The sequence below is a fragment of the Reichenbachiella sp. genome (genome assembly GCF_039944555.1).
In the GTDB taxonomy this organism is placed as follows: domain Bacteria; phylum Bacteroidota; class Bacteroidia; order Cytophagales; family Cyclobacteriaceae; genus Reichenbachiella.
This window is the reverse complement of the sequence record NZ_JBDUYN010000015.1, coordinates 124,756-139,417: the sequence shown is the minus strand read 5'-3', so window position 1 is coordinate 139,417 and position 14,662 is coordinate 124,756. Positions and strand designations below refer to the sequence as shown.

General features: G+C 38.2%; 13 protein-coding genes. 5 read left to right on the top strand and 8 right to left on the bottom strand.

The window, feature by feature from the left end; translation table 11 throughout:
- Positions 1-2 precede the first annotated feature (2 nt).
- The 6 genes from ABJD64_RS22380 to ABJD64_RS22355 all read right to left on the bottom strand — a co-directional run bounded on the left by ABJD64_RS22380 (position 3) and on the right by ABJD64_RS22355 (position 7,360).
- A complete protein-coding gene (locus ABJD64_RS22380; RefSeq protein WP_348181611.1) occupies positions 3-3,122 on the bottom strand; it encodes a SusC/RagA family TonB-linked outer membrane protein in 3,120 nt (1,039 codons plus the stop codon).
- Positions 3,123-3,130: 8 nt separating this feature from the next.
- A complete protein-coding gene (locus ABJD64_RS22375) occupies positions 3,131-3,496 on the bottom strand; it encodes a hypothetical protein (RefSeq protein ID WP_348181597.1) in 366 nt (121 codons plus the stop codon).
- Between the two features lie 25 nt (positions 3,497-3,521).
- Positions 3,522-4,580 (bottom strand): FecR domain-containing protein, encoded by a 1,059-nt coding sequence (locus tag ABJD64_RS22370; protein WP_348181596.1) that lies wholly within the window; start codon positions 4,578-4,580, stop codon positions 3,522-3,524.
- Positions 4,581-4,665: 85 nt separating this feature from the next.
- Positions 4,666-5,244, bottom strand: coding sequence for a sigma-70 family RNA polymerase sigma factor (locus ABJD64_RS22365; protein ID WP_348181595.1), 579 nt, complete (start codon positions 5,242-5,244; stop codon positions 4,666-4,668).
- 390 nt (positions 5,245-5,634) lie between these two features.
- A complete protein-coding gene (locus ABJD64_RS22360; protein WP_348181594.1) occupies positions 5,635-6,252 on the bottom strand; it encodes a T9SS type A sorting domain-containing protein in 618 nt (205 codons plus the stop codon).
- A 37-nt stretch (positions 6,253-6,289) separates the two neighbouring features.
- The gene (locus tag ABJD64_RS22355) at positions 6,290-7,360 is read right to left on the bottom strand and encodes a LamG domain-containing protein (RefSeq protein ID WP_348181593.1); all 1,071 of its coding nucleotides are present in this window, start codon (positions 7,358-7,360) and stop codon (positions 6,290-6,292) included.
- Positions 7,361-7,483: 123 nt separating this feature from the next.
- Here ABJD64_RS22355 and ABJD64_RS22350 point away from each other — a divergent pair, with 123 nt between their 5' ends.
- The gene (locus tag ABJD64_RS22350) at positions 7,484-8,029 is read left to right on the top strand and encodes a hypothetical protein (protein WP_348181592.1); all 546 of its coding nucleotides are present in this window, start codon (positions 7,484-7,486) and stop codon (positions 8,027-8,029) included.
- Here ABJD64_RS22350 and ABJD64_RS22345 read toward each other — a convergent pair whose 3' ends face one another.
- Positions 8,030-9,310, bottom strand: a complete 1,281-nt coding sequence (locus tag ABJD64_RS22345) for an amidohydrolase family protein (RefSeq protein WP_348181591.1) — start codon at positions 9,308-9,310, stop codon at positions 8,030-8,032.
- Positions 9,311-9,367: 57 nt separating this feature from the next.
- Positions 9,368-11,164: an ABC transporter ATP-binding protein gene (locus ABJD64_RS22340; RefSeq protein ID WP_348181590.1), complete on the bottom strand. Its 1,797-nt coding sequence runs from the start codon at positions 11,162-11,164 to the stop codon at positions 9,368-9,370.
- 219 nt (positions 11,165-11,383) lie between these two features.
- Between ABJD64_RS22340 and ABJD64_RS22335 the strand changes: the two genes are divergently transcribed.
- The 4 genes from ABJD64_RS22335 (at position 11,384) to ABJD64_RS22320 (ending at position 14,634) form a co-directional block, all read left to right on the top strand.
- Positions 11,384-12,487, top strand: coding sequence for a Glu/Leu/Phe/Val dehydrogenase dimerization domain-containing protein (locus ABJD64_RS22335; protein WP_348181589.1), 1,104 nt, complete (start codon positions 11,384-11,386; stop codon positions 12,485-12,487).
- Between the two features lie 71 nt (positions 12,488-12,558).
- Positions 12,559-13,668 carry a transcription antitermination factor NusB gene (gene nusB / locus ABJD64_RS22330; RefSeq protein ID WP_348181588.1) on the top strand — a complete coding sequence of 370 codons (1,110 nt, stop codon included), beginning with the start codon at positions 12,559-12,561 and terminating at the stop codon, positions 13,666-13,668.
- A gap of 1 nt (position 13,669) precedes the next feature.
- Complete coding sequence (locus ABJD64_RS22325; protein ID WP_348181586.1) at positions 13,670-13,972, top strand: YtxH domain-containing protein; 303 nt, start codon at positions 13,670-13,672, stop codon at positions 13,970-13,972.
- A 116-nt stretch (positions 13,973-14,088) separates the two neighbouring features.
- The gene (locus ABJD64_RS22320; RefSeq protein ID WP_348181585.1) at positions 14,089-14,634 is read left to right on the top strand and encodes a DUF1573 domain-containing protein; all 546 of its coding nucleotides are present in this window, start codon (positions 14,089-14,091) and stop codon (positions 14,632-14,634) included.
- Positions 14,635-14,662 lie beyond the last annotated feature (28 nt).

Below are 14,662 nucleotides of genomic sequence, written 5' to 3'. Positions count from 1 at the left end.
TATCAAAAAATGAAATTCATTTTTATGCCAAAACTACGAGTGTTAGGATTATTAAAGAAATCCAATCCAAAGCCATTTGAATCACCTAACAAATTAGTTTCAGGGTCAATACCCTTGTATTTAGTAATTAGCAAAAGATTGTGGGCACTGGCCGTCACTGTGACGGACTCAAAGGGCATTTTTGCAAACTGCGTTTTGCTGATCATATAGGAGAGATTGACATTCCTGAGTCGAATCCAAGAGGCATCCTGAACATATTCCTCACCTACTCCTACCAATCCATATTGTTGCCATCTGTATGATCCAAGGCCAAGTTCTGGGTTTGCAAAGTCAACCGGTATGTCATTTTCCGAATAGGTACCATCGCTATTCAATCTTACCCCGTCATATATATATCCTCTTACATTTCTCAATTCAGCTGTATTCTTTGAAACACCAAAATTATCTAATACAGCTTGTGTACCATTCCATATGTCTCCGCCTCGTCTGAAGTCGAACAAAAAGTTCAGAGACAGGTTTTTATATTTCAGGGTGTTGGAAACACCTAATAACCAATCAGGATTAGGATTGCCTATGACACCTAGTTCTTGATCTACAAGTGGATAACCTCCATCTCCAATAATTAATCTACCAGATTCAGTTCTCTGAAATTTGCTGCCATAAATTACACCATATGGCTCTCCTTCAACAAGTCTGGATTGGGTGGATATTGTTCCTCCCAAAACAAAACTTTCACTGCCTGGATATAACCGCAGAACCCTATTATCATTTTTGTGAAAATTAAGTTGTGATACCCATGAAAATAATTCTTTTTTTATCAGCCCCACTTCCATATCGATTTCAATCCCGCGATTTCTGATTTCACCGGAGTTAACTATCCAACTGGTAAATCCGGTAACTCCTGTTACCTGTACTGGCAAGATTTGATCAACAGAGTTTTTCTGATATAGCGTCACATTTAGAGATACTCGCTTCTCTATCTCTGCGTCTACTCCAATCTCCAAACTCGTAGTTTTCTCTGCCCTTAAGTCTGGGTTCGAAGCGGTGGAACTCAACTCTCTAGCCGTTACATTGAAAGTTGGGAAACTGTATGCTCGTACAAAAGGGTCGCCTGATATGCGGGTTGGCTCATAATAATTGATTGTGGAAAAAGCTGGAGCGTCATTACCAAGAATACCAGCAGACCCTCTAATTTTTAAATAGGAGAAAAATATCTTGTCCAGTTTCACTAAATTGGAGATAATTAGAGCAACACCAACGGAAGGATAAAAAAAAGAAGAATGGTCTTTAGGTAAGGTTGAAGACCAATCATTTCTACCAGACAAATTCAAAATCAAGGCTTCCTTATAAATGATATTCATGTCAGTGTAAAGACCTGCAATTTTTCTCGTTTGGGCAGTACTTGTCGCCTGGACATTACCTGCATTGCTTATGTCATAGAAACCAGGTACGCGAAGTGCAGTACCTCTTAATATGTCAGTTGTACCACGTTGCGTAAAATAATTATGTCCAAGTACCCCTGATACTTCTAGTTCCTTAGTTGGCTGGAAATCAAAAGAGAAAAAGTTTTCTGAATTAATATGATCATATTGAGAAAAGGTATCAATTATTTCACCAACTTTTCCCTCAGGTTTATTAGAATATACATCAAATGCGGAGTTTCTAGATTCACTAAAATGATCCATACCTACCTTGCAGGTAAAACTCAACCATTTAGTAAATTCAACCTTCCACCATGCACCGCCAAGTGTCCGGTTGACCTCGTCGGTCGTCGGATTTTTTGCAATGCTCCATAGTGGGCTATCATAGGAATTTGGTCTGTACGCTCTTTGAGTGCCATCGTTCAAGACGAAACTAGACTCATTCTTTAAGGCTTCATCACTCCTGAGACCATCACCAACATCGAAGGTTGGAGAGTTTCTTAATAACCCCAGAATTACCCCTGAAGTATTGGATCCCTTTTGAACCCGGTAGGCTTGAGAGTTCGAATAATATAAAGAAGAGCCTACAGTTACTTTAGAATTTATCTTTATGTTCACAGTTCCTTTCAGTGATGATCTTATAAAACTCGATCTAGGAATAACTCCATTCTGATTAAGCCTGTTGGCGGAAAAATAATAATCCATACCCCCTTTCCCTCCTGAAATTGACACATGATTTTCAGTAGTTATGCCAGTTTTAAAGAACTTCCCTAAGTTGTCATATGCTCGCGCAGGAACGCCATTTCCCGTTCCTTTTGACACCAATCTACCATTTTTGTCATAGGGATAGGGCGATCCATCAAACTCAAGGCTCGAAATTCTAGGTCCCCAACTATTTCTTTCATTCTTATCCGCCCCCCTCCATTTCAATACACCATTAACAGGCCTTCCCTGAGCAAATTCACTTTGCAATTCGGGAAGCTTATTAACCGAGTCGAAGGTTATTCCTGTCGTAAAGCGTACAACAGTTGGTCCTTCATGTCCCTGCTTAGTTGTTATTATGACTGCTCCATTTGAAGCTCTGGTTCCATACAGCACAGATGCCGAAGGTCCTTTTAGAACAACAATTTCATCTATGTCTGAAGGATTTATATCTAAGAGGCGATTAGAGGCATCTACTCCTTCTGCTAAATCATGCGAAAACGAGGTAGTTGAATTGTCGACTGGAAAGCCATCAATTACAATCAAAGGGGCATTATTAGAAAAAAATGACGAATTCCCTCGTAATCTTAACATAACAGCCGCACCTGGTGAGCCTGACGTAGCATTGACGAATACACCTGAAACTTTGGAGGATAATAGGTTCAATGCATTTGCGGAATGATTTCTTTCCTCCTCTCTCACCTCAATCCTATTGTATGAATGTGTCAAATAATTTTTCCTCTTTTTAATACCAACCGCCGTGACCACAACTTCATTTAAAGTAGACGCAATCTCCTCCATAGCTAATGTTATATCCGAAGTATTTCCAACGATGTATTGGGCATCATCATAGCCAATAAACGAAAAATGGAGAGTATCATCTTCAAAAGCAAATATTTCGAATTCACCATTAATATTGGAAACCGTTCCCCGCAGAACATCTTCATTTACTCTTACATTGACGCCTACCAAGGGTACGTCATCTCCGTCAGATAAAATCCTACCTATTACCTTTTTTTTTTGTACTCCCTTATTCGAACACTAATGTAGTTGTCAATTCTAGAGAATTTCAATTCAGAGACTCTAGATATTTCATCTAACAGTTCACTAATCATCCATGTTTTTTCAATCTCCAAATCGAACTCCAGAGTCGGGTCTATATCCGATGCATTGTACGCAAATTTCAGATTGGTCTGTCTTTCAACTTGTTCAAATATACCCAGAACCGTTGTATCAAAACTTAAAGAAATTGTATCCTCTGGGTTTGTAAATTCTTGCGCGCTCTCCGCATAAGTGTAAAAAAAAAGCACACTAAATACGGTGATCAATATCGTTCTTAATAATATGACTTTTAGATTTAGAGAACTAAGCATACATTTCAGTTGTGCCTACCTATTTTCAGTTTTCCTCACTCAAAAAATCAATCTCGACTCTTTTTCCTTCAACCTCAAAATCAAAGCCTAATGTTGAACCGATTGTTTTGAGCACCTTATCAAAAGGCTCCTTAACGAATTCTGCATTTAGCCTTGTCTCAGAACTTGGCTGATTGAGATAATTAATCTCCACATCATACCATTTTTCCAATTGACTCTTAATCACATTCAAATCCGCCTCACGAAAAACAATTTTTCTATCCATCCACGCAGTTGCATATTCTTCTTCAAAAGGAGTTTTTTCAAATGTAGAACTGTGTTTTGCAAAAATCGCACGCTCGGATGGAGATAATACCAATTGATTATCACTATTGTCATTTTCGATAACTTTTACTTTTCCTTCAGTAAGAGACACCTCAATATCCTCCCCGACATAGGCTTTTACATTGAACTTGGTCCCTAACACTTCTGTTAGCACTTCTCCTGAACTAACAATAAATGGTCGGTTAGGATCCGGCACAACGTTAAAAAAGGCCTCACCAATCAATGTGACTTCTCTCTTTGTCTTGTCAAAATTATCAAGATACTGCAATGTACTTGAAGTAGATAATAATACTTCGCTTCCATCTGAGAGACTGATCTTTGTTACATCTCCTGCTGCATTAGATTGTACAATAAGACTTGCATTAGAGGAATCAGTATCCACATTTAGAACCCTCAAAGCTAGGACTGATGCGATAATCACAACACTGGCGGCAGCATACCAGACCATTTTATTCCAAGGTATCATTGATCTAATGTTCTTGTCATCAGAAGAAGAGGTCGATCGATTTTGGCCAATTTGCCCTAAAATCTTTGATCTCAACAACTCCTTACTCGAAACATCCATTGGTTTTACAGGGCTATTGAGGAGTGTTAAGTAGTTTTTTGCCTCGCTAACCAGAACTTGCTTGTCTGGATTTTGTTCTAGCCATATATCCCATTCTTCAGCAATGGCTGTGTTCTCATTTCCATATCTAACCCAATTCACGAACGAATCATCAGACAAGAAATCCGTCAGATTGGACAGGTTTTTCTTTTTCATATTATTAGTAATTATAGCAACTTATACTATACCTAATGCCTACGACCAAGAGTTTTCACCCTACTCTCCTCATTTTTTTTAAAATTTATTTTAGAGTTTCTCCTAACGCACCTTGTAACCGCTCGATGGCTTTACTCACCACGCGATAGGTTGACTTCATGCCAATTCCCATCACTTTAGACACTTCCTGGAATGAAAGCTCTCTATAAAACCTTAAATAAATGGCCTCCTTCTGTCGCACTGAAAGGTTTTCGATTGCATCTCCCAGCATTTTTTTCGTCTGACTATCAGATTCAGCGGCTATCATTACACCTTCCTGCGAAGCTTGCAGGTTAAAATTTAAATCTGACTTAATTTCATCTGAAACAAAAAAATTAGATTCCTTTCTAATTCTTCGATAAATTTTTCGTCTAAGTGCCTTAAAAAGGTAAAACTTAATGGAATCCGTATCGCTTAACCGTTCTTTTTTTGACCATATCTCAACAAATGTGTCTTGAATACAATCCTCTATCAATTGACGATCACTACACAAATTACGGCCATAATCAAACAACACGTCTGCGTATTTGTCAAACATCAAATTGAAAGCGTCTAAATCTCCCGACTTAAAGCTTACCCAAATTTCTTTATCAGAAAGTTGTTTACCAAGAACTTCGTTCACCATCCAAATTCAAAAAAATACTGCTATACAAAAGCTACCAAATAATTCTGATATTTACCCATAAATCTTAGAGTTATATCCATCTCCAGTATTTTTTTTGAATTCAGTTTTTTGTAGTTGCATGAAATTAGCTATATAAGTGTTGAAAATTAATCGATCGCAATATCGCTACAACAAGATAATTTATCAACTTCTTCGGATAATTAAGAATATAATTTCAACACACATACATTTTTCATGATTTAATTTTGCGAACTACTAGCTTTAACGTGTTGAATTGAAGCCGTAGGCCAGCGGTTTCCTGAATCATGTCAACTAACATGTTTACTTAAAAATGCATAGCCGCTATTGAAATCATGTGGAAACTTACCCTATTCCCACATTGTACTAACCCTATCTCTTGTACACTCTATTAATAGTTGATTTTGTCTTTACATAAAATATGCCACGTCTTAAGTTTGACAAGTCAAGGAGTAGTTCTGATTTATTCCTTTCAAGTATTTCGATATTCCCTGTCACTTCTTGCCCTAAAGCATTATACACCTCAATTTTTTCTATCTCCTTATTATTTCCTCTTAAAATAGTCTTATTTTCTACCGGGTTGGGAAAGATACGTATGTGTGATTCTCTCAAAATATCTAAAGCAATCTTCCTTACATCAAAATATTTATATTGTCCATCAAAATCAGTTTGCTTTAAACGATAGTATGTGACTCCGTTGTATGGAAAAGAATCGATTGTACTATAACTTGTTTGTTGCTCTGAATTACCAGCTCCCTTTACTTTGTCAAATATCTCCCAGGATGTGCGGTCGACAGAACGCTCTATGGTAAAATAGTCGTTATTAATTTCTGAGGATGTTATCCATGTTAGTTCGACGGTTTCATCTTTTAATAATTCCGCCTGAAAGCTTATTAACTCAATGGGTAATGGATTGTCTCCACCTGTCGCAAGTATATACTCAGTACCTGTTTGTCCTGTCAGCGTTAAGGTATTCGCAGTTGTATTCAATACCGCGATCTCTTGTGACCATGTTAGGTCAGAATTATCATCTCTTTTTTGCCAGTTCCAATGTATTTTCGTTGGTAATACCAATATGACCATCGTAATTAAAAACAATAGAATATACAACACCTGTTCCTCCAAATACTTTTACACCGTAATAATGTGTTTCGGATAATTGATTTTGAGTTCCTGGTGGAGTTAAAAGATTTGGAGGGGAGTCCACCCTATATAAGTGGATTGAATTAGGAGTTGAGGTAATTGAAGTAACATTAGCCTCAAAATTATCTCCATCAGGGCTAGTAAGGTTGAGTGAAGTTGAGCTAGTCACCGAATAACTATAGGCACTTTCATCTCCCAATGAAGCCCCAGATGTTTCCCAAGAAGCATAAGGTGCCGATAAGTTAGGATGAGTGAGTGACCCATCAATGGATGGTGTTGACATGGAGGCATCTGTTACAACCGTCCCAGAAGTTTGATCCAAACGGTAATATACTTCAAGCCTTGAATGGTTACCACTTAACTTTTTAGTCATATTGCTGCGTATTGAAGATATTGGTCTGCTTGTTGACCAAAGCCTAACCTCATCAATGCGTCCACCAAACGGCTGGCTAAAATTTCCAGTAGCGTAACAGCACTGTACCTGTGCACCAACCCCAGCTTCAATTGCTTCTGCATTAGTTGGACGCACATAATCAAAGTTAGTGGCATCAGCCACACCATCGATATACAACGTGGTTGAATTTCCATTGCCTACCAGGGCAACATGATGCCACGTACCATCAAAAACAGTAGTAGTACTTGTGACGTTGTTAACCAAAATGGTTGTTGATGGCACATAATACAGCACCAATTTTCCACTGCCGTTGCCAGCAAGTCTAAACTGTCCTTTGTAATTACTTACTGTATTTGCTTCGCTATAAATTGCCCCTGTTTCACTTGATGAGCTATTTACCCACATTTCAATAGTATGTGAGGAATTACTTTTAACTAGGGTAAACGGTACTTTAATATAATCGTTTACACCATCAAACTGCAGACAATTTCCCGAGCCCTGACTCAACGAAATTGTTGAATTCAATAATATGACATGATAGAGCGATATTATTTTCTTCATAATAATAGAACTTGAATGTTGCAACAACTAAATGCAACTAGTCTACCAAATTCAACCAGATTTTCTTCTAATTCTTCGGAACGTTAATATTCTTTAGCTTTGTGTTTTAAAAATTTAATGATCATGTCTATTAGGACTCGGACAAAAAAATATCTTTACTGGGTTGTCTCTTTTACAGCTTTATTCGTTATTCTTCTAACTGTATATTTTAATCTCGGCGGATTCAAGAAAATACAAACGGCTGTCTCAAAAAATAACAAATACAGCCTGGCAGGAAAGGAAGTTCATGGGCGATTGACTTCTAAAGAGGAGCATTACCTTTTCGAGGAAATAAAAGGACTAATAGATGACGGGTCCCTAAGTGGTACACTTGCAATTGTTAACTACAAAGACGACACACTTGGTGAGTATGAGAGCCGCAGATTTGTTGGAGTCTTGCTCAATGATGAGATATCGATGATACCCTCCGGGCTAAACGTCCTAGAAATAGAAGGTGAAACGACTTTTCGTGCAGCACTAACTATGCATCCTTTGGTCATGCCAAATACTGGAAAAGTAGAGTCCAAACTTAAATTGTTAGCTGATGAAAGAGGATTAACTCTCAAAAATTACACCTTGGAAAAGCTCTATCAGGACAATTCGGTAATTGTAGAAATGTTTGCCAAGTAACTATTTGTTTGATTTATAAATCACCCCGCTCTTCATCACAAAATGAATTTGTTGTAAGAGCTTAATGTCCTTGGTTGGGTCACCAATTACTGCTACTAAATCAGCACATAAGCCCTTTTTAACACCTCCAATATTTTCTGTTTCCTTCAAAATACTTGCATTCACAGAAGTTGCACATTTAATAGCTTGCATAGCAGTCATTCCTCCTCTTACCATTATCTCAAACTCTTTCCCGTTATCCCCATGCAGAAACACTCCAGCGTCCGTTCCGAAGCCAATGGGCACGTCCAATTTTACAGCCTTTTTATAGGTTTCATAGATTTGTGGGCCTACCATAGCTGCTTTGGGCACTATAATATCCGGATAGTATCCTTCAACTTCGGCCTTTTCTGCAACAAAAGCACCAGCTAGCAGAGTCGGAATGAAATAAGTATTTCTTTCCTTCATCATTTGCATTGTTTCTACACTCATGTATGTGCCATGCTCAATAGTGGTCACACCAGCTCGAACTGCACGCTGCATGCCATCATCACCATGGGCATGAGCAGCCACATGAAAGCCATAATCCTTCGCTGTTTCAACTACAGCCCTAATTTCATCTTCCTGAAAATGTGGCCCCGTACCACTCTTAGCAAGACTCAAAACTCCACCAGTTGCGGTGATTTTTATTAAGTCTGCCCCGTTTTTGTATCTCTGCCTAACGGCTTTCCTGGCATCTTCTACACCATTTACTACTCCATCTTCTGGCCCAGGGTTTCCCATCAATGCTCTACTATAGCCATTGGTTGGATCCGCATGTCCACCTGTGACTCCGAGGGACTTGCCAGCAGTGAATATTCTTGGCCCATCAATTAATCCCTTATTAATGGCATTCCTTAAAGCAATATTTACACCGCTTCCGCCCAAATCTCGAACCGTTGTAAATCCAGCCAATAGCGTTCGCTCAGCGTACACCACAGATTCAAAAGCCTTATCTTCAGGGTTTTGTGTAAATTTATTCATGTACTTATTCTTCCCGGTTTCATGCTCCAAGTGAACATGCATATCGATAAAGCCCGGCATAACCGTATAATTTCTCAAATCAATCAACCGGACATCATCGTCTGATTTCACGTAACCTTTAACTACATCACTTATGCGATCTCCATCGATGAGTATTGAGTATTCATTCAATACTCGATCAGAATATCCGTCAATAAGCTTACCACAATAAACAACGGTTTCTTGAGATCTAGCAGATAGTGAAATTAGAAAGCAAAAAAGTAATAAATGTACGTGCATAACATTGATTGTTTGACTGTAAGAATAGTCAATCAAAAGCAACGATCAAAATCTGACTTAAGCAATTGGATTTGTGAGTTCTTCCCCATGTATTTGCTTGTCATAGAGAGATTTATAGGTACCGTCAAAGTTCATTAGCTCATCATGAGAGCCCTGTTCCACTATGCTGCCGTCGTCCAACACAATGATCTTATCAGCTAATTGAGCCGAGGAAACACGATGAGAGATAATTATTGTGGTACGTCCGACCATAATCTTTTTCATGCTGTTGAGAATGCTGTTCTCAGTCTTAGTATCTACTGCAGACAAGCAATCATCCATAATTAATATTTTAGGTTCACGTACAATGGCCCTGGCAATTGACACACGTTGTTTTTGACCACCGGACAGGGTAATCCCTCTTTCTCCAAGCATGGTTTGAAACCCTTCTGGGAACCTATCAATATTCTCAGTTAAATCAGCATGATTAGCTGCCTCCCTAATTTGTTCATCAGAAAGGTTTTGATTGCCGAAAGCAATATTATCTGCTATAGTCTCAGAAAACAGAAAAACATCCTGAGGCACATAACCAATATTTCCTCTGACAGTTGAAAGCGCAAAATCTTTGATTGATAAGCCATCAATTTTTACCGCCCCATTGGTAGGATCGTACATTCTGCAAATCAAATTAGCTATCGTGCTTTTACCCGAACCAGTGGTACCGATGATGGCAATAGACTCTCCGGCCTTCACTTCAAAAGAAATGTCTCTTAAAGCTTCAATTCCTGCATCAGGATAGGTGAACCCTACTTTCTCAAAAACCAGCTCACCCGATATTTCTTTTTCAATATTCCTTTCTGAAACAATATCGTTGTTGGTATGAAGAAATTCATTAACTCGTTTTTGTGATGCTGCTGCTCTTTGAATAATACTTGTAATCCAACCCAAAGCTGTAACGGGCCAAGTCAACATATTTACGTAAATTATGAATTCGGCGATGTTTCCAGTACTGAGTTCTCCCTGCAAAATACCAACAGAACCCACGTATACTGTCAAAATTACGCTCAATCCAATCAAGCTCATGATCAGCGGGAAAAAGAGCGACTGAACAAAAGCCAATCGAAGTGATTTTTTCTTATAATCGTTGCTCGCTACAGAAAACTTGGCATTATAGTCCTTCTCCCTAACAAACGCCTTTATTACTCGAATACCGGAAAAGGCTTCTTGAACAAATGTCGATAAATCTGAAAGACTTTCCTGAATCTCTTCTGAACGTTTATTTATAATATTGTTGACATAGTATATACTAAACGACAAAAAAGGAAGTGGCAATAAAGAGTATAGAGTCAGTTCTACATTGATGGAAAGCATAAAAGGAATGACGATTAAAAACATTGTGAACAAGTTGATTCCATACATGATTGCAGGACCAACATACATTCTCACTCTACTCACGTCTTCTGAGATTCTGTTCATCAAATCCCCTGTATTATTTCTTCTATAGAAGCTTAGTGAAAGGGTTTGATAATGTTGATAAATTTCATTCTTTAGATCATATTCGATAAGTCTGGACATTACAATTATTGTCTGACGCATAAAGAACATGAATATGCCTTTGAGTATTGCTGAAATCAAGATCACTACTCCAAAAATCAAAATGCTAGAAGCAAAAAGATCATATGTGCCTTTCTGTAATACAAAGCCTTCAAAGCCATTATAAATTTGAAAACTACTCTGTATCAAATCAAATGAATGACGAACTACAACGGCCGGCACGATCCCAAAAAGATTGGAAATGATAATAAAAACTGTACCTAGTATCAGACGGTACTTATACTTATATAGATATTTATTAAGATGAGCAAGGTCTTTCATTCAGAATGGCCAATTGTGTGTTTTCAAAAATGCAATGATACAAAGTTCAAACGGCATTGTTTTTTGAAAGTTGACATTATATAATATTAAAAATTGCCAGGATTGCGAACTCTCAAATTTTTAATTAATCAATACCTAATTTCTTGATGTGATTAAAAATATTCTACCTTTGCGCTTATTTTCAGTACCCACAACATTATCAATCATAAACCCAAAAATATGATAGAGGTGAATGAACCAGTCAAAAAAGAGGAAGTGTCATTGTTCTCAGGAATAGAAGAAATGAATCATGAGCAGGTAGTCTTTTGTCATGACAAGGCTACAGGGCTTAAGGCCATCATAGCCATACACAACACCGTTCTTGGTCCTGCCATGGGCGGTACGCGTATGTGGCATTATACGTCTGATCAAGAAGCTCTTACAGATGTGCTTAGATTATCTCGTGGAATGACATTGAAAAACTCGATTGCCGGATTAAATATAGGCGGTGGTAAGGCTGTTCTAATAGGAGATGCAAGAAAACTGAAAAATGAAGCTCTAATGAGACGTTTTGGGAAGTTTGTTGATAGCTTAGGAGGCAAGTACTGGACAGCTGAAGACGTCAATATGAGTACCAAGGATATGGAATATGTGCGGATGGAGACTCCATATGTAACGGGCCTGCCAGGTTTTATGGGAGGTTCAGGGGATCCCTCGCCGGTAACTGCCTACGGTGTGTACATGGGCATGAAGGCAGCAGCTAAAAAAGCTTATGGTTCGGAAAAATTGGAGGGGAAAAAAGTCTTGGTACAAGGAACAGGAAATGTAGGCACCTACCTGATTGAAAATCTGATCAAAGAAAATGCCCAGGTTATGATCTCTGATATTTTTGAAGAAAAAATTAAAAAGGTAACAGATCGATTCCCAGTAGAAGTTATTGCTGCCGACCATATATTTGACGCTAATTTCGACATCTACGCTCCGTGTGCGCTTGGAGGAACACTGAACGATAAAAATATTGAAAGCCTCAATTGCGATATTGTTGCAGGAGGAGCAAATAATCAATTGCTGGATGAAAAAATTCATGGCAAAGCTCTAGTTGACAAAGGAATTTTATATGCACCCGATTTCTTAATCAATGGTGGTGGCATTACCAATGTTTATTACGAGTACGAAGGAAATTACAACAGAGAAAGAGTGATGTCTCAAACTGAACGTATATATGACACGACGCTAGAAGTCTTCGATCTATGTGCCAAGTTAGGGTCAACACCGCAGGCAGCTGCTATTCAAATTGCTGAAAATAGAATTTTAGCGATTGGAAATAATAAATTGCCGCTTTAAATTACCTGAGTGGCTAAGTCACTCACAACTTATATTTGATGCTAAATAGACGTTCTTTACGTATTAAAGGTATGCAGGCAATATTCGCCTATCACACCGCTAGAGAGGCCGAGTTCAACATTTGCAAACAAGAAGCTCAGGATAATTTTCTCCCTGATCTTAATTCCATGGAAGTACAGGACAAGGAAGAGCTTGCAAAGGACCGAGAGCAAACAGGATTAGCTTTTGAAGCCTTGGTTCACAATGGTTTGAACACTGTCTCAGACGATATTAAACCTGAAATTGTGAAGATCATCAAGGCGGAACAAAAGAGTTATATAAATAGGCTCAATGCCAACAAGGATCACTTCAAGAAGCGATTACTTACTGGAATTACGTCTATTTATGATGACTATATCAAGTTTATATACATAGTGGTTGAGATTCAGACGCTAATCAGTCAGGAAAAGCGCAAGAAAAATAACTCACATGACAATTTCGCCAAGAATATTGTAATCAATAAATTAAAGAGTAGCGAAGCGATTGAGGAAGAACGAATAAGAAAAAAAGTGGCATGGGATACCGATTTGATCAGGGCTTGGTATAGGGAATATCTCAAACCCCAGGAGTTCTTCATTGAATATGATAATTTAGCCAAAACCACGCTTGAAGATGATCAAGAATTCGTGCAGACATTGTACAAAACCATCATATTTAAGAATGAAAATATCAATGACTACTTTGAAGCTTTAGACCTTGGATGGAGTGAAAACAAGCCCATTCTAAAAAGTATGGTTTTAAAAACTGCCAAATCCATTGAAACAGAAGAGAGCGAACCATTATTGATGGAACTTTCTAAAAACTGGGAGGAGGATTTATTATTTTTGAAGCAATTATATGATTTAGCCATTGATCAGGAAGAAGAATATGAAAAACTTATTGATCAAAAATCTAAAAATTGGGAAATAGATCGAGTGGCCCTAACAGATAGGATTATACTCGAAATGGCCATTGCCGAGATGATTCATTTTGCGTCTATTCCTGTTAAAGTAACAATTAATGAATATATCGAGTTGTCGAAACTTTATAGCACACCAAAGAGTAAACAATTCGTAAATGGGCTTCTTGACGTACTTTCGGAAGATTTGCAAAAGAATGGCCAAATTAAAAAAAGTGGACGAGGACTGTTAGACAATAAATAACATGAGTAAAAATTCAAATTCTTTCTTAGCATTTTTAACTGGCGCAGCAACTGGCGCTATTCTGGGTATACTCTACGCACCCGACAAAGGGGAAAACACTAGGGACAAACTTTCTTATCAACTAGATAAGTACAGCAAAAAATTAGATGAATTAGTCAAAGAATTTATTGATGGGAAGGAAATGACTAACAATGAAGCCAAATCCGAAGGTGAAAAAATTGTCAGTGATGCAAAGGAAAAAGCTGAGCGACTGCTGGACGATGTCAACGGTTTGATTACCAAAATCAAAGGAGAAGAGGCCTAAAGGATCAATTGTTAAATAGTTGTTAAGGACTGATTTGCGAAGGTTCTTGTGAACTCACTTAGCTAAATTTACACTCATTTATTTTTTAGAAAAATTATCAATTAAACATACTAGTTATGAAAAGTATAAAAATGATTCCAGCGTTCGCGGCACTAATGGCAATGATCATTACAGGGTGCTCCAACGCTGACGTAGAAAGTAGAATCGCAAGGCTAGAAGGTCGTGTAGCCGAGCTGGAAGGCTCTGGAACTGCATCTGCGAGATCTGCCAGTACGACTCAGCCCGCTGCAACCAACCAACCAGAAACTAAGCCTGAAGGACCTCTTCCTGTATTTGCATTCAGCGAAGAGTTACATGATTTTGGTACGATTAACGAAGGTGATGAAGTGGAACACGTCTTTGAATTCACTAATACAGGAGACGCACCATTGATCATTTCAAGCGCTACAGGCTCATGCGGATGTACAGTACCCGAGTGGCCAAAAGAACCAATAGGTGTAGGTGAAAAAGGAGAAATCAAAGTCAAATTCAACAGCAGGAAAAAACCTGGAATTCAAAACAAAACTGTGACGATTACTTCAAACACCTATCCTAAACAACAAAGGATAAAAATTAAGGCTAACGTTACGCCAGCACCAAAGGATGCTGATAGTCCTTCTTAAGACCGTAGTTCATTTATAACAATTAACG

Bases quoted from the DNA above. Each gene is read 5' to 3' on its own strand.
- ABJD64_RS22365 (WP_348181595.1), bottom strand. From the start codon at position 5,244: ATGGTGAACGAAGTTCTTGGTAAACAACTTTCTGATAAAGAAATTTGG.
- nusB (WP_348181588.1), top strand. From the start codon at position 12,559: ATGCAGGCAATATTCGCCTATCACACCGCTAGAGAGGCCGAGTTCAAC.
- ABJD64_RS22370 (WP_348181596.1), bottom strand. From the start codon at position 4,580: ATGAAAAAGAAAAACCTGTCCAATCTGACGGATTTCTTGTCTGATGAT.
- ABJD64_RS22350 (WP_348181592.1), top strand. From the start codon at position 7,484: ATGTCTATTAGGACTCGGACAAAAAAATATCTTTACTGGGTTGTCTCT.
- ABJD64_RS22335 (WP_348181589.1), top strand. From the start codon at position 11,384: ATGATAGAGGTGAATGAACCAGTCAAAAAAGAGGAAGTGTCATTGTTC.
- ABJD64_RS22320 (WP_348181585.1), top strand. From the start codon at position 14,089: ATGAAAAGTATAAAAATGATTCCAGCGTTCGCGGCACTAATGGCAATG.
- ABJD64_RS22345 (WP_348181591.1), bottom strand. From the start codon at position 9,310: ATGCACGTACATTTATTACTTTTTTGCTTTCTAATTTCACTATCTGCT.
- ABJD64_RS22355 (WP_348181593.1), bottom strand. From the start codon at position 7,360: ATGAAGAAAATAATATCGCTCTATCATGTCATATTATTGAATTCAACA.
- ABJD64_RS22325 (WP_348181586.1), top strand. From the start codon at position 13,670: ATGAGTAAAAATTCAAATTCTTTCTTAGCATTTTTAACTGGCGCAGCA.
- ABJD64_RS22375 (WP_348181597.1), bottom strand. From the start codon at position 3,496: ATGCTTAGTTCTCTAAATCTAAAAGTCATATTATTAAGAACGATATTG.
- ABJD64_RS22340 (WP_348181590.1), bottom strand. From the start codon at position 11,164: ATGAAAGACCTTGCTCATCTTAATAAATATCTATATAAGTATAAGTAC.